The organism is Pseudodesulfovibrio sp. (genome assembly GCF_028692895.1).
GTDB lineage: Bacteria > Desulfobacterota > Desulfovibrionia > Desulfovibrionales > Desulfovibrionaceae > Pseudodesulfovibrio.
This window is the reverse complement of sequence record NZ_JAQUWN010000012.1, coordinates 12,578-23,714: the sequence shown is the minus strand read 5'-3', so window position 1 is coordinate 23,714 and position 11,137 is coordinate 12,578. Positions and strand designations below refer to the sequence as shown.

Genomic DNA, 11,137 nt, shown 5'->3' with positions numbered 1-11,137 from the left:
GCTCGGCTACCCCTCGCTCGTTCCGGCGGCCTGGGGCTTGGCCTCGGGCGCGCGGGTGACGGCCATGCCGGGCCGGACCTGCATCAGGTGGTCCGTGATGACCGTCTCGCCCGGCTTCAGGCCGTCCTCCACCACCCACTGGCCCGCCTGCCACTCGCCCAGCTTGACCGGCCGCAGTTCCGCCTTGTCCCCCTCGCCCACCACGTAGACGAAGGCCCCGGTGGGGTTCTGGATCACGGCGGACTTGGGCACGAGCAGGGCGTTCAGCCGGTTGATGCCGTCCACGCGCACGTGCACGAACTGGCCGGGCCTGAGCTGGCCCCCCGGGTTGGGGAAGGTGCCGCGCATGACCGACGAGCTGGTGGACGGGTCGATCTGCGGGTCGGTGTACGAGATTTTCCCCTTGAGGGGATAGGGGGCGCCGTCGGCCAGGGTCAGGGAGAGGGTGATCTGGTCCACCAGGGGCTGGTTGGTCCGGCCCGAGGCGGCCATGCGCCGCGCCTGGAGGATGTCCTGCTCGGACACGGTGTAGCGCACGTAGATGGGGTCGGTCTTTTCGACCACGGCCAGCAGGCCGCCCGTGGAGCCGTCCACGTAGCTGCCCACGTCCTTTTGCGCCATGCCGATGTGGCCGGTGATGGGCGAGGTGATCGAGGTGTAGCCGAGGTCCAGGTCCGCCTTCACGATGCGCGCCCTGGCCATCATGATGTTGGCCTGGGCCACCAACTGGGCGGTCCGCCACTGGTCCAGCTCGTCCTGGGTGGTGGACCCGGACTTGCGCAGCCTGGTGTAGCGGTCGACCTTCTTCTCGGCCTGGGCGTATTCGGCCTGGGCGCTGGCGAGCTGGGCCTTGGCCAGGTCCAGGTCCGCGCCGAAGGAGCGCGGGTCGATCCGGAAGAGCAACTGTCCCTCCTCGACCGCGCCGCCCTCCTCGAAGTGGCGGCTCTCCAGGAACCCGTTGACCCGCGCGCGGATCTCCACGGTCTGGGAGGCCTCGGCCTGGCCCAGGTAGAGCGGCTGCATGGGCACGGTCCGGGCGGTCAGGGTGACCATGCCCACGGGCAGGGTCTGCGGGCCCCGGGCCTGCATGGCCTGGGGGGTGGAGTCCATGTGCTGCAGGTAGTACAGGCCGCCCGAGACGGCCCCGAGCACGATGACGAGCATGATGGTCCTGCGGATGAGGCATGAGCGGCGCATCAGCGCGGAATCGTTATTCTTTTCGCAACCGATCACGAGTTCCTCTCAAGTTGTTGAAATGTTGGCTTTTCCCGGGCGGATGCCCGCTGGCCGTCTGGTCCCGGTTCCGGGTCGCCCAGGTCCCCCTTCAGGGGCGGGCGAGCAACCCGTTGAGGAGCAGGTCGGTGATGTCGCTGGCCTGCTGTTCGAGGCAGGTTTTCCGTTTGGCGAAGTAGTTGGTGAAGATGGTGCCGTAGAGCAGGTCGCTGATGATGTCGAAGAGGCGGTCGGCGGAGAGTTGGCGGAACACGCCTTCCGCGCTGAGTTTCTCGAAGAAGCCCTTGTGCTCATCCCGGTGGGTGTCGCAATACTCCAGGTAGGTGGGCTTGGCCCTGTCCTTGAAGACCGCGCGCTCCTGGATGAGCAGTTCGATGTAGGCCGGGTTCTCGTCGAAGTAGCGCAGGAAGGCCTCGATGGCCCGGCCGAAGCCCTCGACGGAGCCCTCGTCCTCCGGATCGGAGGTGGCCTTCACCAGTCCGTCCATGACGTGGTCCACGGCGTCGCGGAACAGGGCTTGCTTGTTTTCAAAGTAATTGTATACCGTGCCCTTGGAGCACCCGGCCGCCTCGGCGACGGCGGCGACGTCGGTCCGGGCGAACCCGTCGCGGGCGAAGTGGGTGACCGCCTGGGTGAGGATGGTCTTCCGGCGCTCGGACCGCTTGTCGGGGTCGGGCGGCCGGCCTGGCCCCCGACGGGAGGATGGTGAGTTCGGCATGTTGGCTCCAATAATATGACTGACAGGTCAGTCATTTATTATTTCCGGGTTGGCCTGTCAAGGGCCTCGGGCCGGGGAGAACTGACCGTCAGTCAGGCGTCGGGCTGGGGCGGCTTCGCGACTGTTGACATATAACTATTCGGAGTTATTATGTGTTATCTGCGTCCAAACAGCCGTCGCCATTCGGGCGCGCGCCCTTCGGCACAGACCACGTCCATGGAGACAACACTATGAAGCCGACCCGTTCCATTCCCCTCGTACTCGTGATCGTCGCCGCCCTGGCGGCGGGCGGCTGGTTCGCCTGGAAAAACTGGCGGTCGTCCGAGGACCTGGCCGGTTTCGCCTGGAGCAACGGCCGCATCGAGGCCACCGAGGTGAACGTGGCCACCAAGCTGAGCGGCCGCCTGGTGGAGGTGGGCGTGGAGGAGGGCGACATGGTGACCAGGGGGCAGGTTCTGGCCCGCATGGACACCGCCACCCTGGAGGCCGACCTGCGCGAAGCCGAGGCCACGGCGCGCCAGGCCGAGCACAAGGTGGCCCAGGCCACGTCCCTGGTCCAGAGCCGGTCCAACGAGGTCCGGGCGGCCAAGGCCCTGGTGGCCCAGAGGCTGAGCCAGAAGACCCTCTCCGCCCGCGAGGCCGCGCGCCGCGAGGAGCTGTTCAGGCGCGGTGTCGTCGCCCAGGAGGCCCTGGACGTGGAGCGGACCGCCAAGCGGTCGGACGAGGCTCAGTACGGCGCTTCCCTGGCCCAGTTGGACGCCGCCCTGGCCGCTCTCGACTCCTCGCGCTCCGGCGTGGACGAGGCCCGGGCGGGCGTGGCCGCCGCCAGGGCGCGGGTGGAGACCATCCAGTCCAACATCGACGATTCCCTCCTCAAGTCGCCCATCTCCGGCCGCGTGCTCTACCGGCTGGCCGAGCCGGGCGAGGTCCTGGGCGCGGGCGGCAACGTTCTGACCCTGCTCGACATCACCAACGTCTACATGACCTTCTTCCTGCCCACGGACCAGGCCGGGCTGGTGGCCCTGGGGGCCGAGTCGCGCATCGTGCTCGACGCCCTCCCCGAGTGGTCCATTCCGGCGTCCATCACCTTTGTTTCGCCCGAGGCCCAGTTCACGCCCAAGTCCGTGGAGACCAAGACCGAGCGCGAGAAGCTGATGTTCCGCATCAAGGCGCGGATCACGCCGTCGCTGCTGGCCGAGTACGCCAACCGGGTCAAGACCGGGCTGCCCGGCGTGGCCTGGGTCCGGCTGACCGGCGACGCGCCCTGGCCGGGCCGGGTGCCGCCCCTGTTCACCTCCGGAGCGGAGGCGAAATGACCTCCGGCGGGCCCGTGGCGCGCCTCGGCGGCGTGGGGCTGTCCTACGGCAAGGTCGAGGCCGTGTCCGGCGTTACCCTGGACGTCCCGGCCGGGTGCATGGCCGGGCTCATCGGCCCGGACGGCGTGGGCAAGTCGAGCCTGCTGGCCCTGATCGCCGGGGTGCGCGTCATCCAGCGCGGGACCGTGGAGGTCCTGGGCGGCGACATGGCCCGGCGGGACCACCGCCGGGCGGTCTGCCCGCGCATCGCCTACATGCCCCAGGGGCTGGGCCGCAACCTGTACATGACCCTCTCCGTCAGGGAGAACATCACCTTTTTCGGCAACCTCTTCGACCTGCGGGGCGAGGAGCGGACCCGGCGCGTGGACGAGCTCATGGCCGCCACCGGCCTGGCCCCCTTCGCCGACCGCCCGGCGGGCAAGCTCTCGGGCGGCATGAAGCAGAAGCTCGGCCTGTGCTGCGCCCTGATCCACGATCCGGACCTGCTCATCCTGGACGAGCCGACCACGGGCGTGGACCCGCTCTCGCGTCAGCAGTTCTGGAAGCTGGTGGGCCGCGTCCGCGCCCGGCGCGCGGGCATGTCCGTGCTGGTGGCCACGGCCTACATGGAGGAGGCGGAGCGGTTCGACTGGCTGGCGGCCATGGACGCGGGCCGGGTCCTGGCCACGGGTTCGCCCGCCGAGCTCATGGCCCGCACCGGAACGGCCGACCTGGACGCGGCCTTCATCGGCCTGCTCCCGGAGGAGCGTCGGCGGGGGCACCAGGCCGTGGTCGTGGCCCCGTGGTCCGGCGACGCGGCCGACGTGGCCATCGAGGCCAAGGGGCTGACCAAGAAGTTCGGCGCCTTCACCGCCGTGGACCATGTGGACCTGGACATCCGGCGCGGCGAGATCTTCGGATTCCTCGGCTCCAACGGCTGCGGCAAGACCACCACCATGAAGATGCTCACCGGGCTCATCGAGCCCACCTCGGGCCAGGCCCGGCTCTTCGGCAGCCCGGTGGACGCCCGGTCCATCGAGTCGCGGCGGCGCGTGGGCTACATGACCCAGTCCTTCTCCCTCTACGGCGAGCTGAGCGTGCGCGACAACCTGATGCTCCACGCCCGGCTCTTCCACATCCCTCGCGAGCGGCGCGCGGCCAGGGTGGCGGAGGTGCTGGACCACTTCGGCCTGGCGAAATACGCGGCGGACGCCTCGGGCGACCTGCCTCTCGGCATCCGCCAGCGCCTCTCCCTGGCCGTGGCCGTGATCCACGACCCGGAAATGCTCATCCTGGACGAGCCCACCTCGGGCGTGGACCCGGTGGCGCGCGACGGGTTCTGGCGGCTGCTCATCGACCTCTCGCGCAACCGGGGCGTGACCATCTTCATCTCCACCCACTTCATGAACGAGGGCGAGCGGTGCGACCGCATCTCGCTGATGCACGCGGGCCGGGTGCTGGCCTGCGACGCGCCCGCAGCCATCGTCGAGGCCCACGGCGCGGCCTCCCTGGAGGAGGCGTTCATCGACGTGCTCAGGGGCTCCATGGGCGAAGGGGAGAGCGAGGGCGAGATTCCCGTGGCCGAGGCCGGGGCGGCGTCGGACGGCGGCGCGGGCCGACGGTTCAACCCCCGGCGCATGTTCGCCTTCATGGGCCGGGAGCTCCGGGAGGTCCTGCGCGACCCGGTGCGCCTGGTCTTCTCGCTCCTCGGGTCCGTCATCCTGCTCCTGGTGCTCGGCTACGGCATCACCTTCGATGTGGAGCACCTCAGGTTCGCCGTGCTCGACCGCGACGACTCGCCCGAGAGCCGCGACTACATCTACAACATGTCCGGGTCCCGCTATTTCGACAGGCAGTCGCCCATCCGCTCCACGGCCGGGCTGGACCGGCGCATGGCGGACGGCGAGCTGGCCGTGGCCCTGGAGATTCCGCCCGACTACGGCAAGGACCTGCGCGCCGGGCGCGACGTGACCATCGGCGTGTGGATCGACGGGTCCATGCCGTTTCGGGGCGAGACCATCCGGGGCTACATCGAGGGGCTGCACGCCCAGTACCTGAAGGACCTGACCCTGCGCAGCACCGGGATCGCGGCCAAATCCTCCGCGGCGGGCATCCAGGTGCGCTACCGCTACAACCAGGGGTTCGAGAGCCTCTACGCCATGGTCCCGGCCGTGCTGCCGCTGCTGCTGGTCTTCATCCCGTCCATCCTGACCGCCCTGGGCGTGGTGCGCGAAAAGGAGCTGGGCTCCATCACCAACGTCTACGCCACGCCGGTGACCCGGCTGGAGTTCCTGCTGGGCAAGCAGGGGGCCTACGTGCTGGTCAGCATGGTCAGCTACCTGGGACTCATGGCGGTCTCGGTCTTCTGGCTCGGGGTGCCGCTCAAGGGGAGCTTCGTCACCATGACCCTGGCCGCCCTGGTCTTCGTCTCGGCCACCACCGGGCTGGGGCTGGTCTTCTCCTCCTTCGTCCGGACACAGGTGGCGGCCCTGGCGGGCACGGCGGTCATCACCCTGCTGGTCACGGTGACCTTTTCCGGCCTGACCACGCCGGTGGCCTCGCTCCAGGGGCCGGGCTCGGTGCTGGGCCAGCTCTTCCCCATGTCCTATTTCATCACCATCAGCCGGGGGCTGTTCACCAAGGCCCTGCATTTCGGGAACATCTGGCCCGACTTCCTGAAGATGGCCCTGTTCGTCCCCGTCTACACCCTGGCCAGCGCGCTCCTGTTGCGCAAGCAGGAGAAGTGACGTGAACCGCCGCCTGCTCAACGTCTACAACCTCGGCATCAAGGAGCTGCGCTCCCTGTGGCGGGACAAGGTCATGCTCCTGCTCATCCTGTGGGTCTTCACAGGCGGCATCTACACCGTGTCCAAGGCCGCTTCCCAGGAACTGCACAACGCGCCCATCGCCGTGGTGGACCACGACCGCTCGGTCCTGTCCGAGCGCATCGTCCAGTCCTTCTACGGCCCGTATTTCCTCCCGGCCGAGCGCATCGACGCGGCGAAGGAGGACGCGGGCCTCGACGCGGGGCGCTACATCTTCGTCCTGGACGTCCCGCCCGACTTCGAGAAGGACGTCCTGGCCGGGCGCGAGCCGGACGTCCAGGTGAACATCGACGCCACCAGCATGTCCCAGGCCTTCATCGGTGCGGGCTACATCCAGAACATCGTCCTGGGCGAGGTCAACGCCTTTGTTGCGGGCAAGCGGGAGAGCGCCGACCCGGTCATCGCCACCGAGGCGCACGTCAAGTTCAACCCGAACCTCATCAGCTTCTGGTTCGGCAGCGTCATGGAGCTCATCAACAACATCACCATGCTCTCCATCATCCTGACCGGGGCGGCCGTGGTCCGCGAGCGGGAGTACGGCACCCTGGAGCACCTCCTGGTCATGCCGGTCGACGCCATCGAGATCATGCTGGCCAAGGTCTGGTCCATGAGCCTGGTGGTGCTTGCGGCCACGGCGATGTCGCTGGAGCTGGTGGTCAAGGGCGTGCTCGGCGTGCCCGTGGCCGGGGCCGTGCCGCTCTTCCTGCTCGGCGCGCTGCTCCAGCTCTTCGCCACCTCGTCCATCGGCATCTTCCTTGGCACCGTGGCCCGGAACATGCCCCAGCTCGGGCTGATCATGATCCTGGTCATCCTGCCGCTGGAGCTCCTCTCGGGCGGCGTCACCCCGCGCGAGTCCATGCCCCGGGCCGTCCAGATGGTCATGGAGGTCGCGCCCACCACCCATTTCGTGGCCCTGGCCCAGGCCATCCTCTACCGGGGCGCTGGGTTCTCCATCGTCTGGCCCCGGCTCCTGGCCATCCTCGCCATCAGCGTCGGCTTCTTCGCCGCGGCCCTGAGCCTGTTCCGCAAGAGCCTGGCCCGCTCCTCGGGATAGGCCCCTCGCCGCCGGACGGCCTTGTCCGGGTTGATAATGCGCGGCGATGGCGGTAGAGAAGGCCCCTGCGCAACCTCAGCCATTCGGGAGCAGCCATGACGCCAGCCATCAAACGGGCCAAGCAGGCCAAGATCAAATACACCGTCCACGAATACGACCACGACCCGGCCGCCGAGTCCTACGGCAAGGAAGCGGCGGAGAAGCTGGGCGTGGACCCCGGTCGGGTCTTCAAGACCCTGGTGGTGGACGGCGGCGCGCTCTACGTGGCCGTGGTCCCGGTCCTGCAACAGCTCGACCTCAAGCTCATGGCCAAGGCCGTGGGGGCCAAGAAGCTGGCCATGGCCGACGTCAAGGTGGTGGAGCGGACCACGGGCTACGTGGTCGGCGGCGTCTCCCCCCTGGGGCAGAAGAAGCGGCTCGCGACGGTCATCGACGAGTCCGCCCTGGAGGGCGAGACCCTGTTCGTCAGCGGCGGCAGGCGCGGGCTCGACATCGAGCTGGCCCCGCGCGACCTGGCCGACCTGACCGGCGCGACCTTCGCTCCTGTGGCCCGATAGGCGCAACGCCCGCCGGGCCGGTTTTCGGCACGCCCCTTGCTACTCCTTCGATGTCGCGCTCCAATCGGGGGCGTAAGGAACAATTTTGCAGAAAACCGCAAAATTGTGGATACATTCATGTAGAAGGGGCGCGCATGAAGACACTCGATCAGCTCATGGCCACGGTCAGCCAGGAAGGGCGGGCCGACAATCCGGACCCGGCGGGACTCGACCTGCTGCTCTATTCCCCCTGCCCGGTGAAGCTGGCGGTCAAGGAGAAGCTCGACGCCATCGTCCGGGCGAGCGAGGCGGCGGGCGATCCGCTCAAGATCCACATCCCCATGGGGTGCACCTCGGTGGACCCCTACGACCCGCTGCACCTGGAGACCGACCCGGCCCGGCTGCCCGCCATCATCGCCTCCATCGGGTTCGGCGACTTCTTCCGCAAGGGCTTCCGCGAGCGGTTCATCGACACCGGCCTGTTCGAGGCCGTGCCGCCGAAGCGGGTCACCCCCCTGCACGAGCGGGCGGGCGTGGTGGACCCCGAGGGGCGCTACACGGTCTACGCCCTGACCCCGTACATCTTCATGGTCGACCTGGACCGGCTGGGCGACGTCCCGCCGCCCCGGCGCTGGGAGGACCTGCTGGACCCGCGCTATAAGGGCCAGATCAACATGTGCGGCGACGGCGACGACATGGCCGACGCCGTGCTCATGTCCATCTGCCAGTCGTTCGGCATGGAGGGCATCGGGCGGCTGGCGGCCAACTCCCACGGGCTGATGCACTCCTCGCGCATGGGCAAGTCCGGCGGCTCGGCCAGGGGCGGCGGCATCTACATCCTGCCCTATTTCTTCGCCGAGACCTCGCGCCAGCCCGACAACATCCGGGTGATCTGGCCCGAGGACGGCACGGCCGCGAGCCCGATCTATTTCCTTGCCCGGCCGGACGCCCGGCCGCGCATCGACCCGCTCCTGACTTCTTCACGCGCGGCTTCGGCGAGATTCCGAGCGGCCGCTGGTTCCTGCCCCTGGGCGGGCCGTTGCCCGATACCCTGTCGCCCGGCGCGGCGATCAAGTGGGTGGGGTGGGACTTCATCCGCGAGCGGGACATCACCGCCCTGCGGGACGAGCTGAACGGGACCTTCCGCAAGCTGGTCAGGGAGACGCCGTGCGACTCGTGACCGTTGCCGGGCCGCCCTCCTGCGGCAAGACCTCGCTGCTGACCCGCGCCCTGGCCGAACTGACGAGCCGGGGCACGTCCTGCGCCGTGGTCAAGTTCGACTGCCTCCAGACCCGCGACGACCGGACCTATGCGGCGGCGGGCATCCCGTCCACGGCCGCGCTCTCGGGCGGGCTCTGCCCGGACCACTTCTTCGCCACCAACCTGGAGGAGGCCTTCGGCTGGGCCGAGGGGACCGGGGCGGAGTGCTGCGTCATCGAAACGGCCGGGCTGTGCAACCGCTGCTCGCCCCACCTGCGCGGGGCGCTGGCCCTGTGCGTCATCGACAACCTCATGGGCATCGAGGCCCCCAGGAAGATCGGGCCCATGCTCAAGCTCGCGGACCTGGTCCTGGTGACCAAGGGCGACCTGGTCTCCCAGGCCGAGCGCGAGGTCTACCGCCACCGCATCCGGCAGATGAACGGACGGGCGGTCATCCGGCACATCAACGGCCTGACCGGCCAGGGGTGCCGGGAGCTGGCGGACATCCTGGCCATGGCCCCCGAGGTGGAGCGGGTCACGGAGATGCGGCTGCGCTTCGCCATGCCCGCGGCCGTCTGCTCCTACTGCCTGAGCGAGACGCGCATCGGCGCCCGCTACCAGAAGGGCAACGTGAAAAAGGCGGCGTTCGGAGGCGGCGATGAACATTGAGCGACCCGTGCTGGCCGGCCTGACCGTCACGGCCGGGCGCGACAAGTCCGGCCGGGCCGAGTCCGGCGGCGTGGACTTCGCCCCCGGCGTCATCACGGCCCTGCTCGGGCCCACTGGATCTGGCAAAAGCCGGTTTTTGCAGGACATCGAGTCCCTGGCGGACAACGACACGCCGTCGGGCCGGTGCGTGCTCCTGGACGGGGCGAAGCCCGCCCCGGACCTGCGCTTCGAGCTCCAGGGGCGGCTGGTGGCCCAGCTCACCCAGAACATGAATTTCGTCCTGGACATGGGCGTGCGCGACTTCATCCTGACCCATGCCGAGAGCCGCGAGGTCCCGGACCCGGCGGAGGCGGCCGACCGGGTCATCGACGCGGCCAACGACCTGGCGGGCGAACCGTTCACCCCGGCCACCCAGCTCACCCAGCTTTCGGGCGGCCAGTCCCGCGCCCTGATGATCGCGGACGCGGCCCTGCTCAGTTGGTCGCCGGTGCTGCTCATCGACGAGATCGAGAACGCGGGCGTGGACAAGGTCCGCGCCCTGGACCTGCTGCTCAGGAGCGACAAGATCGTGGTCATCGCCACCCACGACCCGGTCCTGGCCCTGTCCGCCCATCGGCGGCTGGTCTTCGAGCACGGCGCGGTGCGGTCCGTGCTGCATCGCTCCCCGGCCGAGGAGCGCCTCCTGTCCCGTCTGGAAACGCTGGAGGGCGAGTTCTCCCGCGTCCGCGAACTGCTGCGCCGGGGCGCCCCCCTGGACTGACCCCCTGGTCCGAGAGGCCGGGTCGCCGTCCGTTGGCGGCCGCCTCCGGCTGGGCTCCACCATCCGTCGGCCCTTTCTGCCGATGCGCCTTCCGCCCACCTTCCCCATCGGCTCCGGCGGATGCGCCTTCCGCCTGTCTACCCATCGGCTTCTCCGACGGATGGCCCGCCCGAGGTCTCTCCCCCCGCCTCCTGGTGTGGTTCACCAATTCGAGGGCCCTTCGGCCGACGGCTTGTCGATAGGCTCTCCCCCGCCCCAAGTCGGACGCATCCGGCGGACCTCCGCCATTCTTTGGGGGCCCGCACGCCGGTCGCCTCCCTCCGGCGGCCGATCCGACCGACTGCCCGCAGCCTCCCGGCGGTCCTCCCCCGGACGGCACGCCCGTACGCCCTTGCGCCTTGACCTTTTCCGGCTTTTCCTGGCGGTCCCGCCCCCGCTGTCTTCTGGGCCACTCCTCCGCCGAGCCGGCGGTCTCTCCCCTCGTTTGTCAGGACCGGCTTCAACCGTTCGTCCGGATTTTTTGCGCAAGTTGCGACAACTGGCCATTTGCAAGGCGTTTTGCGCGTTTTGCGCGATATTGCAAAAATATCTATTTGTAATAATTGAATATAAAAAGTGCATGGTTTTTGCAGTATACCCGAATTCGTTTTCCACTTTGCCATAGGGGGGTGCCAATATGAGCATCAAGAGTAAGCTTATACTGATCTTTGTATCCGTCCTGGTCGGGCTGGCCGGTATCTTCGCCGTCAATTTCGTGGGTGGTCGCTATGTGGAGAAGGCCAGGCAACTGTCGCTTCTCGCCAACGATGGGACCGCATTGTTCCTACAGGCGAGGCGGCATGAGAAA

General features: G+C 68.6%; 9 protein-coding genes. 7 read left to right on the top strand and 2 right to left on the bottom strand.

Going from position 1 to position 11,137, the window contains the following annotated elements:
* Positions 1 to 6: 6 nt before the first annotated feature.
* Both PHP91_RS04730 and PHP91_RS04725 read right to left on the bottom strand, forming a co-directional pair.
* Positions 7 to 1,197, bottom strand: a complete 1,191-nt coding sequence (locus tag PHP91_RS04730) for an efflux RND transporter periplasmic adaptor subunit (RefSeq protein WP_300137604.1) — start codon at positions 1,195 to 1,197, stop codon at positions 7 to 9.
* A 127-nt stretch (positions 1,198 to 1,324) separates the two neighbouring features.
* On the bottom strand, positions 1,325 to 1,951 hold the full coding sequence (locus PHP91_RS04725; protein ID WP_300137601.1) for a TetR/AcrR family transcriptional regulator: 627 nt from the start codon (positions 1,949 to 1,951) through the stop codon (positions 1,325 to 1,327).
* Positions 1,952 to 2,181: 230 nt separating this feature from the next.
* Here PHP91_RS04725 and PHP91_RS04720 point away from each other — a divergent pair, with 230 nt between their 5' ends.
* From PHP91_RS04720 to PHP91_RS04690, 7 genes are all read left to right on the top strand, one after another.
* Positions 2,182 to 3,267: an HlyD family efflux transporter periplasmic adaptor subunit gene (locus PHP91_RS04720; protein WP_300137600.1), complete on the top strand. Its 1,086-nt coding sequence runs from the start codon at positions 2,182 to 2,184 to the stop codon at positions 3,265 to 3,267.
* Positions 3,264 to 5,993: a ribosome-associated ATPase/putative transporter RbbA gene (gene rbbA / locus PHP91_RS04715; protein WP_300137597.1), complete on the top strand. Its 2,730-nt coding sequence runs from the start codon at positions 3,264 to 3,266 to the stop codon at positions 5,991 to 5,993. The genes PHP91_RS04720 and rbbA overlap by 4 nt, the downstream gene beginning before the upstream one ends.
* A 1-nt stretch (position 5,994) precedes the next feature.
* Positions 5,995 to 7,125, top strand: a complete 1,131-nt coding sequence (locus PHP91_RS04710) for an ABC transporter permease (protein WP_300137595.1) — start codon at positions 5,995 to 5,997, stop codon at positions 7,123 to 7,125.
* A gap of 95 nt (positions 7,126 to 7,220) precedes the next feature.
* Entirely contained in the window at positions 7,221 to 7,682 is a 462-nt protein-coding gene (gene ybaK, locus PHP91_RS04705; protein WP_300137592.1) for a Cys-tRNA(Pro) deacylase, read from the top strand.
* Between the two features lie 134 nt (positions 7,683 to 7,816).
* Positions 7,817 to 8,794, top strand: a complete 978-nt coding sequence (locus PHP91_RS04700) for an ABC transporter substrate-binding protein (protein WP_300137589.1) — start codon at positions 7,817 to 7,819, stop codon at positions 8,792 to 8,794.
* 34 nt (positions 8,795 to 8,828) lie between these two features.
* The gene (locus tag PHP91_RS04695; RefSeq protein ID WP_300137586.1) at positions 8,829 to 9,530 is read left to right on the top strand and encodes a GTP-binding protein; all 702 of its coding nucleotides are present in this window, start codon (positions 8,829 to 8,831) and stop codon (positions 9,528 to 9,530) included.
* The gene (locus PHP91_RS04690) at positions 9,520 to 10,290 is read left to right on the top strand and encodes an ATP-binding cassette domain-containing protein (protein ID WP_300137583.1); all 771 of its coding nucleotides are present in this window, start codon (positions 9,520 to 9,522) and stop codon (positions 10,288 to 10,290) included. The genes PHP91_RS04695 and PHP91_RS04690 overlap by 11 nt, the downstream gene beginning before the upstream one ends.
* Positions 10,291 to 11,137 lie beyond the last annotated feature (847 nt).

Bases quoted from the DNA above. Each gene is read 5' to 3' on its own strand.
- PHP91_RS04730 (WP_300137604.1), bottom strand. From the start codon at position 1,197: ATGCGCCGCTCATGCCTCATCCGCAGGACCATCATGCTCGTCATCGTG.
- PHP91_RS04725 (WP_300137601.1), bottom strand. From the start codon at position 1,951: ATGCCGAACTCACCATCCTCCCGTCGGGGGCCAGGCCGGCCGCCCGAC.
- PHP91_RS04720 (WP_300137600.1), top strand. From the start codon at position 2,182: ATGAAGCCGACCCGTTCCATTCCCCTCGTACTCGTGATCGTCGCCGCC.
- rbbA (WP_300137597.1), top strand. From the start codon at position 3,264: ATGACCTCCGGCGGGCCCGTGGCGCGCCTCGGCGGCGTGGGGCTGTCC.
- ybaK (WP_300137592.1), top strand. From the start codon at position 7,221: ATGACGCCAGCCATCAAACGGGCCAAGCAGGCCAAGATCAAATACACC.
- PHP91_RS04700 (WP_300137589.1), top strand. From the start codon at position 7,817: ATGAAGACACTCGATCAGCTCATGGCCACGGTCAGCCAGGAAGGGCGG.
- PHP91_RS04690 (WP_300137583.1), top strand. From the start codon at position 9,520: ATGAACATTGAGCGACCCGTGCTGGCCGGCCTGACCGTCACGGCCGGG.